The organism is Paraburkholderia sp. HD33-4 (genome assembly GCF_021390635.1).
In the GTDB taxonomy this organism is placed as follows: Bacteria; Pseudomonadota; Gammaproteobacteria; order Burkholderiales; family Burkholderiaceae; genus Paraburkholderia.
In genome coordinates, this window is the sequence record NZ_JAJEJS010000001.1 from 2,772,025 (window position 1) to 2,790,761 (window position 18,737).

19 protein-coding genes are annotated in these 18,737 nt (G+C 63.2%); 3 read left to right on the forward strand and 16 right to left on the reverse strand.

Translation table 11 applies throughout. The features are described from left to right. Positions 1-65: 65 nt before the first annotated feature. Positions 66-1,184 (forward strand): transglutaminase-like domain-containing protein, encoded by a 1,119-nt coding sequence (locus tag L0U84_RS12275; RefSeq protein ID WP_233850185.1) that lies wholly within the window; start codon positions 66-68, stop codon positions 1,182-1,184. Between the two features lie 99 nt (positions 1,185-1,283). Here L0U84_RS12275 and L0U84_RS12280 read toward each other — a convergent pair whose 3' ends face one another. The 10 genes from L0U84_RS12280 to L0U84_RS12325 form a co-directional block, all read right to left on the reverse strand. After that, a complete protein-coding gene (locus tag L0U84_RS12280) occupies positions 1,284-1,529 on the reverse strand; it encodes a hypothetical protein (RefSeq protein WP_233850187.1) in 246 nt (81 codons plus the stop codon). Then, complete coding sequence (locus tag L0U84_RS12285; RefSeq protein WP_233850189.1) at positions 1,526-2,773, reverse strand: alkaline phosphatase family protein; 1,248 nt, start codon at positions 2,771-2,773, stop codon at positions 1,526-1,528. The genes L0U84_RS12280 and L0U84_RS12285 overlap by 4 nt, the downstream gene beginning before the upstream one ends. 233 nt (positions 2,774-3,006) lie before the next feature. Further along, entirely contained in the window at positions 3,007-4,461 is a 1,455-nt protein-coding gene (locus L0U84_RS12290; RefSeq protein ID WP_233850190.1) for a DUF2252 domain-containing protein, read from the reverse strand. Positions 4,462-4,529: 68 nt separating this feature from the next. Then, positions 4,530-6,266 (reverse strand): SulP family inorganic anion transporter, encoded by a 1,737-nt coding sequence (locus L0U84_RS12295; RefSeq protein WP_233850192.1) that lies wholly within the window; start codon positions 6,264-6,266, stop codon positions 4,530-4,532. A gap of 64 nt (positions 6,267-6,330) precedes the next feature. Beyond that, positions 6,331-6,654 carry a hypothetical protein gene (locus L0U84_RS12300; protein WP_233850194.1) on the reverse strand — a complete coding sequence of 108 codons (324 nt, stop codon included), beginning with the start codon at positions 6,652-6,654 and terminating at the stop codon, positions 6,331-6,333. A gap of 126 nt (positions 6,655-6,780) precedes the next feature. Then, the gene (locus tag L0U84_RS12305; protein ID WP_233850196.1) at positions 6,781-7,191 is read right to left on the reverse strand and encodes a potassium channel family protein; all 411 of its coding nucleotides are present in this window, start codon (positions 7,189-7,191) and stop codon (positions 6,781-6,783) included. A 68-nt stretch (positions 7,192-7,259) separates the two neighbouring features. Then, positions 7,260-8,273: a DUF2955 domain-containing protein gene (locus L0U84_RS12310; RefSeq protein ID WP_233850198.1), complete on the reverse strand. Its 1,014-nt coding sequence runs from the start codon at positions 8,271-8,273 to the stop codon at positions 7,260-7,262. A gap of 7 nt (positions 8,274-8,280) precedes the next feature. Continuing rightward, on the reverse strand, positions 8,281-9,417 hold the full coding sequence (locus L0U84_RS12315) for an HlyD family secretion protein (RefSeq protein ID WP_233850200.1): 1,137 nt from the start codon (positions 9,415-9,417) through the stop codon (positions 8,281-8,283). After that, a complete protein-coding gene (locus L0U84_RS12320; protein ID WP_233850202.1) occupies positions 9,414-10,964 on the reverse strand; it encodes a TolC family protein in 1,551 nt (516 codons plus the stop codon). Before L0U84_RS12320 ends, L0U84_RS12315 begins: the two co-directional genes overlap by 4 nt. Before the next feature lie 17 nt (positions 10,965-10,981). Continuing rightward, complete coding sequence (locus tag L0U84_RS12325; protein WP_233850204.1) at positions 10,982-12,097, reverse strand: AI-2E family transporter; 1,116 nt, start codon at positions 12,095-12,097, stop codon at positions 10,982-10,984. Between the two features lie 291 nt (positions 12,098-12,388). Between L0U84_RS12325 and L0U84_RS12330 the strand changes: the two genes are divergently transcribed. Then, complete coding sequence (locus L0U84_RS12330; RefSeq protein WP_233850206.1) at positions 12,389-13,366, forward strand: alpha/beta hydrolase family protein; 978 nt, start codon at positions 12,389-12,391, stop codon at positions 13,364-13,366. Positions 13,367-13,375: 9 nt separating this feature from the next. Here L0U84_RS12330 and L0U84_RS12335 read toward each other — a convergent pair whose 3' ends face one another. From L0U84_RS12335 to L0U84_RS12350, 4 genes are all read right to left on the reverse strand, one after another. After that, entirely contained in the window at positions 13,376-13,777 is a 402-nt protein-coding gene (locus L0U84_RS12335) for a GFA family protein (protein ID WP_233850208.1), read from the reverse strand. 173 nt (positions 13,778-13,950) lie between these two features. Further along, complete coding sequence (locus L0U84_RS12340) at positions 13,951-14,379, reverse strand: YybH family protein (protein WP_233850209.1); 429 nt, start codon at positions 14,377-14,379, stop codon at positions 13,951-13,953. A 217-nt stretch (positions 14,380-14,596) separates the two neighbouring features. Then, positions 14,597-15,529: a hypothetical protein gene (locus L0U84_RS12345; protein ID WP_233850210.1), complete on the reverse strand. Its 933-nt coding sequence runs from the start codon at positions 15,527-15,529 to the stop codon at positions 14,597-14,599. 157 nt (positions 15,530-15,686) lie between these two features. Further along, positions 15,687-16,079 (reverse strand): tautomerase family protein, encoded by a 393-nt coding sequence (locus L0U84_RS12350; RefSeq protein ID WP_233850211.1) that lies wholly within the window; start codon positions 16,077-16,079, stop codon positions 15,687-15,689. A gap of 318 nt (positions 16,080-16,397) precedes the next feature. Between L0U84_RS12350 and L0U84_RS12355 the strand changes: the two genes are divergently transcribed. Next, positions 16,398-17,222 carry a GlcG/HbpS family heme-binding protein gene (locus L0U84_RS12355; protein WP_233850212.1) on the forward strand — a complete coding sequence of 275 codons (825 nt, stop codon included), beginning with the start codon at positions 16,398-16,400 and terminating at the stop codon, positions 17,220-17,222. Positions 17,223-17,411: 189 nt separating this feature from the next. On the opposite strand, the gene L0U84_RS12360 is transcribed toward L0U84_RS12355, so the two are convergent. Next, positions 17,412-17,840, reverse strand: coding sequence for a YciI family protein (locus L0U84_RS12360; protein ID WP_233852009.1), 429 nt, complete (start codon positions 17,838-17,840; stop codon positions 17,412-17,414). Positions 17,841-18,050: 210 nt separating this feature from the next. Then, positions 18,051-18,707, reverse strand: a complete 657-nt coding sequence (locus L0U84_RS12365; protein WP_233850213.1) for a hypothetical protein — start codon at positions 18,705-18,707, stop codon at positions 18,051-18,053. Positions 18,708-18,737 lie beyond the last annotated feature (30 nt).

Genomic DNA, 18,737 nt, shown 5'->3' on the forward strand with positions numbered 1-18,737 from the left:
CCATCGGAGGGACTTCGAAACACCGGGGCGCATCGGCGCCCGGTGTGGCTTCCTGGAGTTTCCCTATGCCGCTCGCTCGACTGTTCTTCCGCTTTCTCCGGTGCGCGTTGGCAGCCGCGGTGCTTTTGCCCGTCGTCGCGGGCGCCGCGAACCTGCCAGACGCTCCTCAACCCTATGCATCCGGCGCGCGCGATGACGGTCCCAGCGATTCCGCGACGCCTCACGCGCTGAAAGCTGGCATCGAGCGCCTGCGCAGCGGGACGTGGTGGGAAGCCAACCGCAAGATCCGCCCGGAACTCGCGCAGGTCGGCGACCTGATGTTCCTGCTGCCGCTTGCCGACAGGAATCTCGAACCATCGTCGGATGCAATCGGCCGCGTGCAGCGCCTGCGCGAGGCGCTGCGCAGTCACCTGACGCGCGAGCCCGCCGGCTGGAGCCGCCTCGTTGCGCAGGTGCGGGCAGAGCGCGTGAAGGCCGGCGATGCGTCGGCCGTGCTGCTCGCCGACGCGCTCGTCAACGAGGTCCGCTACCGCGACGGAACCGACGGCAGCTACTACGCGCCGGCGCGGTTCTTTGCCGAGAGCGGTGTGTGCAAGGATTTCGCCGTCGCCAAGTACCTGCTGCTGCGCGACGCGGGTTTCGACATCGCGCGACTGCGTCTGGTGTCGCTCGCGCCGCGCTACAACAACACGCCGGACGACTGGCACGTCATCCTCGTCGTGCAGATCGATGGCGCGAGCGAACCGCTCGCACTCGATTCACCGAGCGCGCCGCCCGCGAAGCGCGCCGGCGATACGGCCAACGAAGCCTCGGCTTCGATCGGTCCGTCCGCGCTGCTGGGCGCGATCCTCGCCGGCCGCGAGCCCGCCGAAGCGGTGCTGCGCGCGCCCGCGGGTCCGCTTGCCACGTCGCTCAGCCGGTCAGGCCAGGCGCGGCGCCCGCTTGCGACGGTGTTCAACGAACTGGGCAGCCGGTCGTTCGAACGCGCCGCGCCGGGCGCGCTGCGGCGCGCGTCGGCGCTCGGGCGAAACGCGAACGCGATGTATGTCGACGAAATGGGCGAGCCGTGGAAAGTCGACGGCTCCGGGACGTTTCCGAAGTGGCGCGTCGTCGATGATGACCAGCCAGACGCGCTGGCGAAGCCGGTTGCGGCGGCAAGGTTGATACGCGTGGCGGCACGCTGACCGAGGTGTGCATGGCGCGCGTGCGGCAAGCAAGCCGTAGCACCGGTCTGCAGGTTGTATCGGTGGCGAGTAACCCCGGGGAACTGCGCGCCGCGGGTGCTATTGCCCACTGCCGCGCCGAGCGTGACGCCGCTTTTCGCGCTCTTTCGTCAGGTGCGGCATCACTTCCTCGATGTACTCTCTCGCATCGCCGCGCGTCGATACCCGACTGAAGCGCTGGTGCGCCTTGTCCTTTCCCACCAGTTCCATGTGGGACTTGCGCAGCACGTGCAGCAGCGCTATCAGCGTGCCGCTTTCGGGCACCGGTTCGTGATCGCGCGGATGTGCGGGAGTCGTTGGTGTCATGTTCCTATCCTCTCCGGGCAGTCCGGGCGGCAGGTCTGCGTGATCAGAGACAGCAGATCGTTGGCGTTCCTGTCGCGATCCGTCAGCGGCGCAAGACCGAACAGGCGCTCGAGGGTCGCGAGCACGGAACTGTGATCGTAAGTGGTGTCGTCCACCTTGCCTTGTGCAACCCAAGGCGACACGACGATCGCGGGAACGCGCACGCCATACACGTTGAAGCCGAATCCGCTCGCGTTCAGCGTCCCGCCGGCACCGTCGTTCGGTGGTGTTGCGGGACCGGGCGCAACCGAGTCGTAGAAGCCGCCGTGCTCGTCGTAGAGAATCACGAGCAGGCTGTTGTCCCACAACGGGGAGTTGCGGATCGCGTTGTACACGCGGGCGACGAGCTGGTCGCCCGCGGTGAGGCCATCCATCGGATGCTGCGAACTGCCTCTCTCGTAGGTGTCGTTCACCACGTCGCCGTAGCTCGGCTCGATGAACGTATAGCGGGCGGTGTAGCTTGCGGCGAGGTCCGTTTCGAAATGCGACAGGTCGTCGACGTCGCAGAGGCTGATGCCCTTGATCGAGGCGACCTGCGGAATCCGGCCGAGCGGATCGCCCAGGTGGTCCTGGTACAGGCGGTAGTTGTCTTTGCCGAGTTCGTCGAAAATCGATCCTTTCGGAAAGACGAAGCCATCCAGTGCTTCCCATTTGCCCATTTCGGCCGAGGTAGGCGAATGATCGAGCCCCGCCGACGACGCGCCATGCAGGAAGTAGCGGTTCGGCCAGGTCGGGCCCGGCAGCGACGAATGCCAGGCATCGCACAGCACGAACTGGGTCGCGAGCTGATACAGCGCGGGGGACTGCGTACGGGCGTCGACTCCGCGCATGATGTCGTCCACCTCCCCGCTTTGCGGCGGTGCGCCTTCGGTGCGGGCAGTCGCGTAGTTCGACACGAAGCCGGAATTGTTCACGGGCGGATAGGGCTGCCCGTTCTGGAACTTCACGCCCGCGCCGCATAGCTGCTCGAGCACGTCGGCGAATTCATGCCCGGGATCGGTGGGCATCTGGCCGGGTGCGCCGTCGCCGAACGCGTAGGTGGTGCCGTCGTAGATGTTCGCGTTTCCGCTAGCGGTCGCCGCGGTAATGCCGGGGATGCCCGACAGCGCGAACAGATGGTCGAAAGACCGGTTCTCCAGCATCAGCACGAAGACGTGCTGGATGATCTGGTCCAGACCGGCCGCGGCCGCTGCGTTTGCGTTCATGAAGCGTGCTCCTGTCGTTCGCCTGACGTCCGAGCTGTTTTCCTGCTTCGTTCCTGCTTCGTCCCTGCTTAGTCCCTGCTTCGTTCCTGCTTCGTTCTTCGTCGATGACTCGCCGTTGCGTTCGGCGCGCACTCGCAGATAAGACGCGCTGGCGGCAGCCTTTTTTCAGCGCACTGGACCGGCCGCCTTCCGGCAAAGACTGCGCGGCCTTGCCCGTAAAAGGAGCCCTCCCCTCATTCACGAATCACCTGAATACGCCCCGCCTTGACCGCCGCTTTCAACACCGTCCAGTCCGCCTCATTCTGTTCAGCGTAAGCGAGCGCGAATTGCACGACGGCTTCGTCGAATGCATCCGACTTGCCGACATATCCGCACAGCAACGCGGGGTCTCCTGCTTTCGCCATCGAATGGGCCAGCGCGTGAGCGCAGGACACCGCGTATTCGCCGAGATCTTCGACGTCGAACGTGGTGAAGTCGAACGCGCCCTTCATGTCGCGCAATTGCCGCACATAGAAGTCATTGCCGGTGTGACGCATCTTCGACCAGCCGAGAAAAATGTCGCTTGCCGACTGCAGCAGACGCTGCCCGTTCACTACACGCTGGCCGTGATTCGGATAGCGGCTCGGCGCCAGATACTCCTCCAGCACGGAAGCCCGCGCCTCCTTGAGTTGCAGGAACAGCGGGCACTCGCCGTCGGCCATGAAAAGCGCCTCGTAGCACCGCGTTCCCACCGAGCCGATGCCCACGACGCGAATGGCGACATCCACCAGTTCATAGCGATCGAACAGCGCGCGCCGGTCATCGGGAAGCGTTAGCCGATAGTCGGCGAAGAACCGCCGTACCATCGACTGGTACTGCTTCTGGTCGTGCTGGCTCTCTAGCGGGACGTGGTATACGAGCGGGGGGGCGTCCTTGATGCGCAGCTTGCCGTTGACCATCTCGGTTGCGTGACTCATCACGGTGCGCGACGACTGCTGCCTCGCTTTTTCGATGACCGCCAGCTCTTTTCTTCTCTCCTCCAGCGAATCGGCAATCGCCAGCATGCTGGCCGCCTTGAACTGGCAATACCAGACGTCGAGCGTGTCCATGCCGCTCAATTCGGCGAGCCGGAGCCGGAAGGTCTCGCATAACCGGCGCACCACGCCGCGCTGATCGCGAATCGCAAAGCCGCGCTCGCGCGCGGCTATCACGAACGATGCAGCGAGCCTGCGCACGTCCCAGTCGAACGGACCCGGCAGGGTTTCGTCGAAGTCGTTGGGTCCGAAAAGAATGCGCCGTTCCGGACTCGCGAACAGTCCAAAATTGGCCAGATGCGCGTCGCCCCCCAGTTGCACGGTCATGTTGGAGTGCGGCAGCTTCGACAGGTCGTGTGCCATCAGCGGCGCGGCACCCCGATAGAACGCGAACGGACTCGCGACCATGCGCCCGTAGCGGATCGGTATCAACTCCGGCACCCGGCCCACGTTGGACGCGTCGAGCAGAGCGATCGGATCGCGCTCCGCGATCTTGCAGGTCGCCAGCTCCGCGCGCGGCGCCTTTTTGCGCGCCGCCTTGCCCTGCTCGATGCGTGCGGCCAGCGAGCCTCGCCCGGCGAACAGCGTGGACGGATCTTCTTGCGCCGCCTGCGTCGTCGGATCAGCGTGATCCGTGGCGGATTGGGTCGGCTTTGCAGCAGCGGGATCAGACACGCGTCACTCCTTGTTCGAATCGGGATCAAGCGGCTTCGTCACATCACTTCACTTCACTTTGCTTTGCTTCAGCGCGGTTTGCCGGCGTCCGGCGGCGCCGCGTCCGCGGATGGCGACAGATCGCGTAGTGCGTCGATCGCCGAGTCGATCGTCGAGAAGATCTCGCGATGCGTGCCAATCACCCGCAGTGCCTTATACCGCTCGAGTTCCTGCCGCACGCCCGCCGGAACCGCGACCACGGCGATGCCCAGGCCGCGCTGGTCGAGCTCCACGCCCAACTGAATCAGCGTCTTGGCAGCCGTGTAGTCGATATTGTTGATCTCGGTTGCATCGACCACGATCCAGCGCAACGGAACGCTCGCGTCGTTGACGAGTTTCATCACTTCCTCCGTGAAGCGTCCCGTGTTCGCATAGAACAGATCCGCCTCGAACCGGTAGATGACGATGCCGGGTGCCGCGAGCAGATTCGGCTCGACGCGATGTGCGACCCAGTGGCCGGTGGGGGTGCGCGTCAACACGCGCGTGCGCAGCCGGTAGCTATGCCGCGCATGCGCGATCAGCGACAGCACGACAGCGGCAAGAATACCGTGCATCACATCGACGAACACGACCACGCCCGCTGCGAGCAACGCAACGACGAATTCGTCCTTCTGCATGCGAAAGAGTTCGACCATCCCCTTCACGTCGATCAGCTTCACACCGATCAGGAAAACGATAGCCGACAGCACGGCGGCGGGCATCAGGCTGAGCGGCCTCGTGAGGAACAGCAGCACCAGCAGCACGATCACGGCCGTGGTCAGATGGGCGACCTGGGTGCGCCCTCCCGCATCGTCGATGATCTCGGTCTTGGTCGGACTGCCGTTCACGACGAAGGTGCCGGTGAACGCCGCGGCCGCGTTCGCCGCCGCGAGTCCGATGATGTCGGCATTGTCGTCGCCCTTCTCGTTGTGGCGGGTGGCGTAGGCACGCGCGGTCGCCGCGCTCTGCGCGATGATCACGATGAAGCACGAAGCCGCCGTCGCCAGCACCTGGTTGATGTCGTTCATATGCAGCGGCGGCATGAACAGCGACGGCAGTCCGCTGGGCACTTCCCCCGTCACCGTGATGCCGTGTCCCGCGAAATTGAACACCCCGCTGGCCACGATCGAGCCGATCACGGCGATCAGCGCGCCGGGGGCGCGCGGCGCGAGGCGCTTGCAGCCGATGATCACCGCGAGTACGACGAGCGAAATGACCGTGGTCGGATAGTTCGCCTCGGCGACACGTTGAACCACGCTCACCAGTTGCATGACCGGGCCGTGCCCCTGCTTCGCGAGCCCGATCAGTCCGGCGAGTTCCCCCGCCGCGACCTGCACGCCTACCCCGGTCAGAAAGCCGATCAGTGCGCTGCGGGAAAGAAAGTCGGCCAGAAAACCGAGCCGAAAGATGCGCGCGATCACCAGCATCACGGCGACCGTCAGGGCCACCGTGCTCGTGAGGCCGATGTATTCCTTGCTGCCAATCGCCGCCACGGTCGTCAGCGTACCGGCGAGGATCGCGGCCGTTGCGGAGTCAGCCGCGACCACCAGTTGACGCGAAGCGCCCAGAACCGCAAACGCCACCAGCGGCAACAGGATCGTATAGAGACCGGTGACGGTGGGCGTGCCGGATATCTTCGTGTATCCCATTACCTCGGGAATGCCGAGCGCCGCCAGCGTGAGTCCAGCGATGATGTCGTGCGGCAACTGAGCGGAATTGAACGGCAATAGTCCCTGCAGAAACGGCGAGTGATGCTGATGAGACTGCGTGGAAGCCGCTGGTTTCATGGGTCCACCTCCACTCGGGTCGTGATCGTGCCGACGAGCGCGTTCGTGATGATCTCGTCCGCGATCACCACGTTCGATGCCCAGCGCTCTCGAACAGCATCTTTCTCAACGGGCTTTCGCCGGGCACTGCATTCGCGAGCGACGCATTCAGCGTGTGCGCCACCAACACGCCAAAGGCGCCGAGCGTCGTGACGAAGTTGAGCCCATTCCATAGCGATGTAAGTATTTTGTTTGGGAATGAGGTGTTGGACTGAGCGAGGATGAACAGCCCGGCGGTGGCACACGCCGGCAGCAGAACGAGAAGGCCGATCGTATGACGCGCACGGCGGCGCCATTCTCGAATACGGATTACCCCGAGACGAGGCTCATCCACACGGAAGATCCACATCGTTACCTCGGATAGTTGGTCTGATCGAGACAACAGCGAACCCATGCCAAGACAAACAAGGTCCCCCTTTTCGCACCGGTAGTCAATAGTCAAGAGCCCTGACGGATCGTCGCCTGAACCGGCCGGTTACCTGCGGACCTGTTCAACCCTGTCGGCGTTGCCGTCCGCCTCCGCCCGATGCGCTGCCTCCTGCACGCCTCGCACGGCCGCGGCGACGAACAGCCCGGTGAACACCAATCCGATCAACCCGAGGCAGACGGCGTCGATCCGGCCGAACGTCGAAGTGGGCACGACATCGCCGTACCCGATGGTGAGGGCCGTGATCGCGCAGAAGTACACGGTTTCACCCATCGTCGACGGTGTCCGGTTCGCTGTCTCGACAGGCGCGCCCCAGTAGTACATACCAATCGTCAGCAGGACGAACAGTAGCAGCAGGCCGATCAGAATCGCTCGCAGATACCACACTGTCAGCGCCATTTCCTCAAGGATCTCGCCGGCGTGAAGACGGCCAGCGCGACCGCTTGTCGCATTTCCCATTTGCACGCTCCTCTACGATCGCCGGACCGCCGGACCGCCGGATCGACATGGCGGCATGCTACACCGCGTCACTCAACACGGCGGTGCTGCTCGAACAGCAGAAGCATCAAACACGCATAAACCGTGACGGCCAGAAAGAGCCCCATTCGCACGGCAAACGCGGTGTAGACATCCTTGCCCGCCACGCTGTCCTGCACCGATTGCCCCAGCAGAATGATCATCGTCACGAGACTGTTCAGCCAGAAGCCCGGCGAACCACGCGTCGGTTGAAGGCCGTACAGCTTGCGTGCCACCAGCAGGCCAAACAGCAGCATCCACAGAAAGAACATCCACAGATGCACGAACAGCCGCAGCGCAAACCAGAACGCGATGGCGAGCAGACCGCCGAGCAGCGTCGAGCCGATCAGATCGCGCGCGGCGCCGCGGGCCGAGGTCGTGCAGGTTTGCCGACCGAGGCTGACGGACTTCATGATGATCGGCATGTAGTTGGCCGGATCGGTCATCGCGAGCAGATAGGCCGGCATCACGACGAGCGCGGCACGCAGCGCGATATAGGCCGCCTTGTCGTCCGCCATGACTGCCGCGACGGGCGCCTCTCGCGCATCCATGCGTTCCGGAAACAACCTGTGCGCCAGCGTCGACACCAGCACGGCAAGCAGCAGTCCCTTCGCCAGCGCGCCGACGACAGTCAGGGCCAGCTCGAAGTCGGCCGTGCCCGCGGCTGAAATCATCGTCAGTCCCGCGACCAGAAAAGTCGCGACGAGATTGTTGCCGCCGCGCAGCCCATAACGAAACGCGAAGAACAGCATCAGGCCGACGATCAGCACGCCGGCCAACGCGTAATGCCGCAGCAACGGAACGAGCAGCAGGCCGCTGCCGGTGGTCGACGCCACGACCAGCGAAAGAATCACGCCGGCCTTCAACGACAGCGGACGATTCTGCGTGGCCAGCAGAAAAACCGCGAATACCGGCGCGACGACGGGTATCGGGAAATCGAATCCAAAGCTGACGGCGACGGCGAGCGCCGTTCCCATCGCAACACGTATCGCGCGATAACCGAGGCGCTGGATCACGGGCTGCATAGCATTCTCAATAGACGTAGGAAAGCCAGCTCATCAGCCGTATGAATGCATGCCCCAGCGGATTGAGCGGATTGCCCTGGGTTGGAAACGCCATCACTTCGGCCTGCCCGCCTACCCGCAGATCGCGCAGACGCGCGCGCTCGCTGTCGTCGAACTCGACGATCACCGGAAAGCGTTGCGCGGGACGCAACCAGTCGCGGCTATTCTGCACGGTGGGCAGGCCGCCGGCCGGGGTGCTCTGGCCCACGCTCACGCCATAGCCGACGCTGCGGACCCGGCCGTCGAACACTTCGCCGGGCAGCACGTCCAATGCGATCTCGACACGCGTGCCGGGTTTGAGATGGCCCAGATTGTTCTCCGTCATGTCGGCGCTGACCCACACATCGCGGATCGCGATCAATGTCATGACCGGGTTGCCCGCCGCCGCGAACTGACCGACTTCGGTGCGCAGATCGGTCACGACGCCACTCGAACGGGCTCTGATCCGCGCGTTGGCGAGATCGAGTTCGGCCTTTTCCAATGCGCCGGCGGCACTGCGCAACTGCGCGTTCTCCGCTTCGTTGCCGCCCTGCTGCTCCCGCGCGCGCTCGACCTCGGCACGCGCTCCGTCGACCTGGCTCAGCGCCTGTTCATGCGTGGCCCGCGCAACCTCGAGGCGTCGCAGCGAGACGGTGCCTTCGTCTTCACGATAGAGCCGCTCGAGGCGGTCGCTGTCCTGGCGCGCCTTGACCTCGTTCGCGATGGCGGCCCGCAACCCCGCGAGTGCCGACTCGATTCCGGCGGTGCTGGCGCCGACCTGACGGCGCGTGGACTCCAGATCGGCGCGCGCCCGGTCGGCGGCAATGCGGTAGGGTTCGCTATCGACTTCGAAAAGCACGTCCCCCGCGTTGACATCCTGGTTGTTATGGACGAGCACCCGCGTCACGCGTCCCGACACCTCGGCGGCAACCGGCACGACATAGGCCTGAATCCGCGCCTGTTGCGTATACGGCGTGAAACGGTCGGACAGCAGATACCAGATCAGGCTCAGTACGATCAGACACACGACCCACTTGACCGCCCTGCCCGAAGGGTCGGCCGCGGGCGCCGACGACTTCGGCGGAGCGGAGCTCTGAGGCTCGCGGCTATCCTGGGTATCGCTCATCGTGGCGCCCCTTCTGCTTGCCCCGGCGCAACGGGAGCCGGCGTCGTTTCGTCGAGCAGGTCGCCCCAGTCGGTGCGTTGCCGCATCTGCGCGCGCGTCGCCGCATCGACGAGCGGCTGTTCGGTCTCCCAGCCGCCTCCGAGCGCCTTGTAAAGCGCGATCACACTGCCGACCGCATTGCTGCGATTGACCACGTACGCGTCCTGCTGCGCGAACAGCGCGCGCTGCGCATCGAGTACCCGCTGGAAGTCCGAATAGCCTTCCCGATAGATCGTGTTGGCGAGCGTCAGCGAGCGCCGCGCCGCGCCTTGCGCGTCATTCAGAATCGTGTCGCGCTGCAACGCGGCGATCAGCGCCGTGGCGGCGTCATCGGCCTCGCGCGCCGCGTCGCGCACCGTGTTCTGATAGGCAACCGTCAACTCCTGCAGCCGCGCGTCCTGGACGCGCACGTTGTTCGTGATCCTGCCGTAGTCGAACACGTTCCACGTCACGCTCGGGCCCGCGGCAAAGAGCAGTGTGCTCGGTGCGCCCGCGAGCGAACTGGCGGTCCACGTGAGCGAGCCGAGCAACGATACCGACGGGTACAGATCCGCTTTGGCCACGCCGATCAGCGCCGACTGCGCAGCCATCTGATACTCGGCGGCACGAACGTCAGGCCGGCGCAACAGCAGATCGGCCGGCACGTCCTGCAGCACCGCATGATCCACGAGCGGCACCACGCCTTCCTTGCCCGCCTGCACGTCGAGTTCCGGCAGCGGACCCGGCGCTCGCCCGATCAGCACCGACAGCGCATGACGCGCAAGCACGATCTGGCTTTCGAGATCGGGGATGCTGCTCAAGGTCCCGAGGTACTGCGTCTTCGCCTGCTGGAAGTCGAGTTCATCGGACTCGCCGGCCTTGAAGAGCTTTTGCGCGATGTCGTAGCTGCGCTTTTGCAACTGCGCGTTCTCGCGCGCGATGCGCAACCGCGCCTGCGCGACCCGCAGCGTGAAATACGTATCCGCGACCTGGGCGTGCAACAGAACCAGCGCATCGTCGCGGTTGGCTTGCGCGGCGAAGAAAGAGGCGTCGGCCGATTCGATCGCGCGGCTGAAACGCCCCCAGAAATCCAACTCCCAGCCGATGGCGAAGCCTGCGCCGTACTGCACGAAGGCGCCCGAGTGCGGATTGGCTCCACCCGAGCGCTTGCGCGCCGAAGGCAGCACATCGGCACTCGCCTGCTGCACCTGCGGATAGCGCCCCGCGAGCGCGATGCCGAGCTGTGCGCGCGCCTCGAGCACGTGCAGTCCGGCGATTTTCAGGTCGCCGTTGTTCGCGTCGGCTTCGGCGATCAGACGTTCGAGATTCTGGTCGCCGAAGATCAGCCACCATTGACGCACGTCGGGCTGTGCGCCCTGCTGCGTGACCTGCGTGATCGATGCGCTGCTCCAGTGCTCGCTCCACGCTTCATGCTGAGGCTTGAAGTCCGGTCCCACCCGCATGCATCCGCTCAGGCCGAGCGTCCCGAACAGCACTGCGATCCCATACGGACGCATCAACCGTGACACGGAGCCATCCTCGAGCTTCAGGTCTGCTTCTGTTCGTGGCTCTGTTCGTGGCTCGGTTTGGATTGCGGTTGGTCGCGGACCCAGCGCCAGAACAGCTGATAACCGACGGCTAGCATCACGGGCCCGACGAACAGCCCGATCACACCACCCGTCACCATGCCGCCGAGCGCGCCGATCAGCACGACGGGCATCGGCACCGCAACGCCGCGGCCCAGCATCAAAGGTTTGAGCACGTTGTCGGCGAGGCCCGCGACGAACACGTAAACCGAGAAGATGATGTTCGTGGTGGTTACGCCGTCCGTGACGATCACGAAGGCGATCACCGGAATGGTGATCAGCGTGGCCGGCAGCTGCATGATGCCGAGCAGCAGCACCGCCAGCGCGAGCAGCCCCGCGCCAGGTATCCCCTTGACGACGAAGCCGATGCCGATCAGCAGCATCTGAATGAACGCGATGCCCACCACGCCCTGGGCCACGGCGCGAATCGTAGCCGTGCACAAATCGGCGATCTGAGTGCCATTCTCGGGGCCCGAGATACGCGAAGCGATTTGCACCGCGCTGTGATAGCCCGTTTCACCGTGGGCCATCAGAATTCCTGCGACGATCAGCGCGACAAAAAATATCACCAGCCCGGCACCGAGACCCGTCACCGTTGAAAGCACAACGAGGCCGGCCTCCTTCAGCTGCGGGGCGAACTTATGCACGAGGCCGGTCAGGTCCGTCGACGCCTGTTGCCAGAAGTCGTACACACGCTGGCCGACCAGCGGCCAGCTCGCCACCGACTCCGCAGGAGGCGGAATCTGGAAGCTGCCGCTCTTCGCAATGGCGATCGATTTCTCGATCGAATCGGCTACGGCGAGACCCAACGCGTACGTCGGCACCAGAATCACGGCAAACGCGACCAGAATGATCAGCGTGGAGATCAGGCCGTCCTTGCCGCCGAGCATGGAGCGAAGCATGACCTGGAGCGGATAGAGGGTGATCGCAAGAATCACCGACCAGGCCATCAGGTTAAGAAACGGAGCGAAGATCCGAAAGCAGAACACCGCCAGGATCGCGATGAGTCCGGCGCGGATCAGGACGTCGAGCATCTCTCGGGACTGCGTCCGTTGAGGAACCGGTGTGAGCAGCATAAGTTGTTCTCCCGCCTGGTCGTGTCGCGGTTTGGCGGCGACACCGTGATAGGCCTGCAATCGCGAAAACTCAAACCCGCTGGAACGCTTTATTGACGGCAACACCAAGGCCTGCCTGCGATTCCGGCATCTTCAGGAAGAGAATCACGCCGGCCTGGTCGTCGACAAAACCCGGCGTTTCACTACTATTGAACCCGCACCCGGAATATTCAATTGGACTTTGGTCTCATAGGCTCAACCCGCCCGGCGTTCAGCGCGGCGCCGACAACCATGGAGAACCCCGTGAGATTGATGGCCCTCGTCACCGTGCTTCTGGCCTTGATGCCGTGCGCCCCAGTCCTCGCCGCCGGGGTCGGCTTTCAGAAAGTCGACATTCCGAATGGCGCCGAGCCGCCGCTCACCGCCGGAATCTGGTACCCGACCGACGCGCCGGCGACCCCGCGCGCGTTGGGCAATTTCACCCAGAGCGTCGCGGCAGACGCTCCGATCGCGGGCGATCACCTGCCGCTGGTGGTGCTGTCGCACGGCGGCGGCGGCTGGTACGGCGCCCATTACGACACGGCTTTGGCGCTGGCTCGCGCGGGCTTCGTCGCGGCGGCGCTCAGTCACGCCGGCGACACGTTCGATGACCAGAGCCGCGTGCTGCAACTGTGGCGCCGGCCTGCCCAGCTTCATCGGCTGGTGGACTACATGCTCGACGAATGGCGTGGGCACGAGCAGATCGATGCAAACCGCGTCGGCGCATTTGGCTTTTCGAACGGCGGCTTCACCGTGCTGGTGGCCGCGGGCGGGATGCCGGATCTGTCGACGATCGCTCCGTTTTGCGAAGCCCACCCGGATCATGACCTGTGCGCAGCGTTGCGGCATGCGGGCGTCGACGTCCATCTCGGCGCGGATGTTCCCGCCGGCGTCTGGGTCCACGATGCGCGCATCCGGGCCGTCGTCATCGCGGCGCCCGCGTTCGGCTTCGCATTCGGCCATGCGGGCTTGAGCGGCGTGCGCGCCCCGGTCCAGCTGTGGAGCGCCGCCGACGATCGTCATCAGCCGCATCCCTGGTACGACGAGCCGGTGCGCGACGGCCTGCCCCGCGCTCCCGACTATCGCGTGGTGGCCAACGCAGGTCACTACGACTTTCTGCCGCCCTGCGATGCGCGTCTTGCGCGGCTGCGCCCGGAGATCTGCGACAGTGCCCCGGGTTTCGACCGGGCGGCGTTCCATCAACGATTCAACGCCGATGTGGTGCGGTCTTTCGAGTCGATGCTGCGATAGGACAGAGACTTACCCGAATTCGTCGTGTTGCGGCAGTTGGTCTGTGATCGAATACCACGACGCCTTTGAACCCACGAAAATATGAGCGGTGGGTGACATGGCGGGCGAGTCCGTCAGTGTTCCCAGCGTGACGTGAACGTATTCACCGTTACGAACCACCGAGAACAGCAGGCTGCCACATATTTTGCAGCGCACATCGTGCGACGCTCGCTCATCGCCGAAAATCAACAGGCTGTCTTCGCCCCGAGTGATGCGCAGCTTGTCGCGCTCGATTCCCGCGAATGGTTTGAACGCCGACCCGGTCGCACGCCGACAGTTCGAACAGTGGCAGTTCAACGCATAGACGAATTCGTCCTTCACCGAGTAATGGACGGCACCGCAAAGGCATCGGCCGGCAAGCAATGGTTTCATGGCTGCTTTTGAACAGAAGGTACGTCGCAAATCGGAAAGTAATGGCAGCCGTGATTATTCGCGAGTCGAAGCGCAATGTCGAACCGCCGGACCCGGCCGAGTCCAGTCGATGCCAGATGGATAGTCTGGCGTCACCGGGTATCGGCCTGAGTCGCGAGCCGTGGGCCGTGCCGCTAGCGTTTGAACATCACCTGCGCCGTGCCAGCTTCGATCGGGGAAGAGGTGTGCTGGTGGACGATCTTCCATCCATCGGCCTGCTGCCGCAACGTCATCGTCAGGCGATTGTCCATCGAACGCAGTTCCTGAGCGTCGGCGTCGACGGCCTGGTATGTCGCAAAGGCGTGAACAACGGCGAGGTCCGCGGCAACGACTGTTTGCGCCTCGCTGAAATTCACGATCACGCGTTCTCCACCCAGCGAACCGAACCAGCCCTCCGCCATTGCCCGCCACGATGCGATACCGTCGTACGACCATGTACCCCACATGTCGAAGATCACCGCATCACGGTCGTATAGCGCGACGAACGCGTCTACGTCTTTGGCCAATACCGCGGCTTTGTAGCTTTCCAGAACTTGCAGGATCGGATTGTCGAGTTTGTTCACAGCGTGTGCTCCTGAGTCGGATTACGATGGCGGCCAGAACCGGTGCAAAACGTCGGATCCGAAGTTCTCGACCGATTGACTTACCAGCTAACGACGATCGACGAATCACCGGATCGACATTCACGCGGAAAAAATCTTCGACGCGATTGCACAACGATGATCAGATCACGCGCACGTCGCGGGCGTTCGGACCAGCGAGGCCTGAACGCCGCGCGAACTACTGGGCGGTCTGCTGACGTTGATACTCGTTGTGCTTCATTTGCATATAGTCGTCGCGGCTGACCTCGTGCAATTGCCGCGGATACTGCTCGGTCGCATCGAACCAGTCGGCGAGGCGTTTATCGAGGCGGGCGTCGGCCGGGCTCGCAAGAGCGCCAAGATAGGCCTCGATGGCGAGGTAATAGCGCATCGTATTGCGTTCCACCAGACCGCGCACGCCGCCAATGTATTGCGGATCGCTCGCCGACGAATCGGGCGTCGTGGAAAAGCCGACCTTGTCGCTGCCGATCGTCGCCAGATAGGTTTTCATCGCAAATCGTCCCGCCGTGCCGTATCCGTACGCGTAGGTCAGATGAATGAAGGTGCGGTTATCGCCCACGGGTATCGCTTCCAGCACGATACGGTAGTCTTTCGTGCTCAATGGACCGGTGGCCGCGGTCAGCTCGACACGAAAATAATCAGGGGTGCTCGCTACCGGGCGAAATTGAAATTGCACGCGGTACGAAGACGAAAGAGATTCCTCGGTTTTCTTGCCGATGTTCACGGTGAGGACCGTACCGCTATCTCCGGTCGATGCGTGGCAGTACTTGGTGTTCAGATGCAGGATCAGCACGTCGCACCAGTTGGCCGGACCCCGAACCGGGTCGTTGAGCGCGCCGCTGACCACCGCGAAAGGATGGTTGAGCACACCGTAAATATCGCCCTTGAGCGCCGACGGCAACTCCTGCGATTCGAGGTACAACGGTCGCTGAAACTGGTTGTGCGCGAGTTGCTGCGTCAGACTTTGGTATTTCGCGTGCAGGCGTGCCGCGCTGTCGTCGGCCTGCACGAAGGCGCTCTGCCATAAGAAGCAGAACACCGCCGTCATCAAGACCACCCACCACGTTCTCGTCCGCCGATTACCCGCCGAAGATCTGGTAAGCCTGCTCATGGTCCTCCTCCTACTTTGGCTCAGGTTGCTCGTACCCGCAACATCGATGTCTGCTTCCAGCGTACTACTCGCGGCCGCTTCGTCGGGTCTGCGCGTACATCATCACCGCCGTCACACCACCCTACGCAAATACCGCGCCGCGGACCTCGAACCCTGATCACTGGCCCGGCTCCCATTCCGGACTGTAGCCTCCGAGCGTCGGGTGATACATCTCGTCTCCCGAGTGCTGAGTGAACTCGACGTTCAGTCGGTCCTCGCGCACGCCCAGAATCTCGATGCAGAGCGCGCAAAGGGCCTTGGCCACCTCCATGCGCAACTCCGGCGTTCGCCCTCTTCTGATATCGAGCATCATCAACGCAACAGGCACCGGTTGGCCGCCCTCCTCCGCAATGCGCCAGACGCTGCCGAGACCGAGTTCACGTATGGCTACGGTGATTCGCCTGACGTCGACCGACATCATGCGCGCATACGTCTCACTCATCTTCGCTGCAAGCAGCCTTTTACTCTCTACAGAGTAGTGATCGTTTACATCAAGCTGTAGATAAGGCATCGAGTCGATCTCCGGGGAAAGTGTTTCGCACTCGCCAACTATATGCCGCGCCATGACCGCGATCAAAACCACCCGCGCACCTTGTCGAGCGATGGGTCGCCTGACTCGCCTGCGTCGAGTTCGATTATGACCTCGTCATTTGCGGATTGCTCCTGTCATCGGTGAACGGCCGCTCACGCGTTTCTGGCGTATTGCGTGGCTGACGCGGACTCTGTTTTGGCCAATCGCCTTTGCATAATGGTCTTCACTATCTACACGAAAACCCGGATCAACGAGATGCGTTCGTTGCCGGGAATTCGCCACCAGCATTGAACAGCGATGAGTCGTTTATTTCATTGGCTGTCCTATCCTTTTTTTCACCTTCTCGCCCACAGCGTGTCCGCTGTTAAATCGATCATCAGGAGAATCGTCATGCATAAGATGCTCACCGTCGCTGTCGCAGCGTTTTGCATTGCGTCCTTTTCGCATGAAAGTCGTGCGTCTGGCGATGATGACGTCCCACAGGCCCGATGCACGTTGCCGCAAGGTACGGTCGCATTGGTGGAAAAGCAGTTGCACGTGGTCGTGAATCTGTCCGATGCCAATGGCGGGATCTTCAAGCCCAACCGGATGTGGGCGGCCATTGTCGATCGCGAGGGGCATCTCTGTTCGGTGATCGTGACCGGAGATGCGTGGCCCGGTAGTCGGGCTATCGCCATTGCGAAGGCTTATACCGCGAACGGCTTTAGCAACGATGCACTCGCGCTCTCGACGGCGAACCTCTACGCCGCCACCCAACCAGGCGGCTCCCTTTATGGGCTGAACAATTCGAATCCTTTTGACGCGCGCTTCCTCGAACAGGGCAGCGGCATCGGACACACGCTCGGCGGCGTGATTACCTTCGGCGGCGGTGTCGCACTTTATGCAGGAGGGAAAGTGATAGGAGGATTAGGCGTGAGCGGCGATAGCGCCTGCGCCGACCATGCGATCGCGTATCGCATGCGCAAGCTCGCGGGGCTCGGCACCGTACCCGGAGGCCAAGGCCCGAACAACACGGATAACATCGTCTATTCAACCAGCGGATCTCCGACGGGCTTCGAGCATCCGCATTGCTTCCCGAGCGACCTGAGCGCCGCCCAAATCGAGCAGATACCTTCGCACTGACGGTACTTAGCACGGTTGCCCGACCGACACCCACGGGCGACGACAGTCATCGGCCCGTGGCGAGGTTTCAGCGAGCGACCGTGGAATCCCATCGGGCTTCCGGGCAACCTGCCGGAAGCCCACATCGAGTCTCGGACAGCCGTAGTTGGACTCCCTTGGCGTCCCAGCAGACTGATGCGGTGAGAATCGTCAGCGCATCTGCCCGTCGATTTGCTTGCGCAGACGGTTTTCCTCGTCTTGGAGCTCGGGCGTAAAAGCTTCGCCAAAGTCCGCGGGCTCGAAGAACGGGCGAATCTCGATCTCCGAATCACTAACCATCGGATTCGGGCAGCGCTTTACCCATTCGATCGCTTCGTCCATCGATTGAACTTGCCAGAGCCAGTACCCGGCGATCAATTCCTTGGTTTCCGCAAACGGTCCGTCAATGACGCTGCGGTCCTTCCCTGAGAATCTCACGCGAACGCCTGCCGAACTTGGCTTCAAGCCGTCGCCGCCTTGCATGATGCCGGCCTTGACCAATTGCTCGTTGTACTGCCCCATCGCCGTGAGGAGTTCCGTACTCGGCATTTGCCCGGCTTCCGATTCGGGGGTTGCCTTGATGATGACCATGACGCGCATTTGGTTTTTCCCTTTGAAGACGAAAATGTTCTGGAGGCAATGGCGCCTCCAGTGACTTCGACGAATGATCGAGGGAGAAATCGACATGCGCAATACCTGATTGCGCGGCTTTTCAGAATGCTGCGAACGTGGTCACGCTTTGGCCGCCAGGAAACGCGCTCACGGCAGCCTGTCGGGCCGATGCGGCACGCCCTTGACGCGCTGCATCAATCAACCCGACTCGGACGGCAGATGCACCGACGTCGGTGGTCCATCGACACCCCGAACACGCAGCACGGGCTCCGCATCGCCAGGCACGAGATGGAGTCGTGAGGAAAATCGCACGCGCAAAACCGCGGCAAACGCGCGCTCGAAGACGTCGGAATCGTCGTCGGCAGGCATGATCGCCGCAAGCGCCTTTGCGAAGTCCGATGCGCCTTCGATCTCCGTGCTGCCGAAAGCGCTGCTCCCGAGCGAAAAGACGCGCTGCACGTCTTCTTTCAGCTTCTGAAGAGCCGCGGCGACCTTGTCACACGCGTGAGCAGGCGCTCCGACGTCGTCCTGAAGCTCGACTGTGTGCATCGCCGGAATGAGCGCGAGCACGTTCCTGTCGAGATCGACGCGCGCAGCAAGGGTCTTCATGTAGGCAACCTCCACCGGGCGAAGGACCTCGCGCCGGCAACAGCACGCTTGCGCGCGCGCGGCGCCGAGCATCGCCGATGCAAACCACGGGAAGTCCTGGAAGTGCAGATGCCTCGCCGCACAGTCAAGCACGGGCTCAGGTGCCAATTCGAGTTCGTGAGCCACCGACAGGCTGGTCTTCATCACGATCAGGACAAGCTCACCCCACTCGTCCTGACGACCACCTCTGATCGAGCTCGCGGACATCGTAGGCCCCTCTATGCACGCCCCGGATAC

Excerpts from the sequence above, each read along its gene's own strand:
- L0U84_RS12305 (WP_233850196.1), bottom strand. The coding sequence starts at position 7,191 with ATGGGAAATGCGACAAGCGGTCGCGCTGGCCGTCTTCACGCCGGCGAG.
- L0U84_RS12350 (WP_233850211.1), bottom strand. The coding sequence starts at position 16,079 with ATGCCTTATCTACAGCTTGATGTAAACGATCACTACTCTGTAGAGAGT.
- L0U84_RS12330 (WP_233850206.1), top strand. The coding sequence starts at position 12,389 with ATGGCCCTCGTCACCGTGCTTCTGGCCTTGATGCCGTGCGCCCCAGTC.
- L0U84_RS12365 (WP_233850213.1), bottom strand. The coding sequence starts at position 18,707 with ATGTCCGCGAGCTCGATCAGAGGTGGTCGTCAGGACGAGTGGGGTGAG.
- L0U84_RS12325 (WP_233850204.1), bottom strand. The coding sequence starts at position 12,097 with ATGCTGCTCACACCGGTTCCTCAACGGACGCAGTCCCGAGAGATGCTC.
- L0U84_RS12295 (WP_233850192.1), bottom strand. The coding sequence starts at position 6,266 with ATGAAACCAGCGGCTTCCACGCAGTCTCATCAGCATCACTCGCCGTTT.
- L0U84_RS12310 (WP_233850198.1), bottom strand. The coding sequence starts at position 8,273 with ATGCAGCCCGTGATCCAGCGCCTCGGTTATCGCGCGATACGTGTTGCG.
- L0U84_RS12300 (WP_233850194.1), bottom strand. The coding sequence starts at position 6,654 with ATGTGGATCTTCCGTGTGGATGAGCCTCGTCTCGGGGTAATCCGTATT.
- L0U84_RS12335 (WP_233850208.1), bottom strand. The coding sequence starts at position 13,777 with ATGAAACCATTGCTTGCCGGCCGATGCCTTTGCGGTGCCGTCCATTAC.
- L0U84_RS12315 (WP_233850200.1), bottom strand. The coding sequence starts at position 9,417 with ATGAGCGATACCCAGGATAGCCGCGAGCCTCAGAGCTCCGCTCCGCCG.
- L0U84_RS12360 (WP_233852009.1), bottom strand. The coding sequence starts at position 17,840 with ATGCGCGTCATGGTCATCATCAAGGCAACCCCCGAATCGGAAGCCGGG.
- L0U84_RS12355 (WP_233850212.1), top strand. The coding sequence starts at position 16,398 with ATGAGTCGTTTATTTCATTGGCTGTCCTATCCTTTTTTTCACCTTCTC.
- L0U84_RS12285 (WP_233850189.1), bottom strand. The coding sequence starts at position 2,773 with ATGAACGCAAACGCAGCGGCCGCGGCCGGTCTGGACCAGATCATCCAG.
- L0U84_RS12280 (WP_233850187.1), bottom strand. The coding sequence starts at position 1,529 with ATGACACCAACGACTCCCGCACATCCGCGCGATCACGAACCGGTGCCC.
- L0U84_RS12275 (WP_233850185.1), top strand. The coding sequence starts at position 66 with ATGCCGCTCGCTCGACTGTTCTTCCGCTTTCTCCGGTGCGCGTTGGCA.
- L0U84_RS12345 (WP_233850210.1), bottom strand. The coding sequence starts at position 15,529 with ATGAGCAGGCTTACCAGATCTTCGGCGGGTAATCGGCGGACGAGAACG.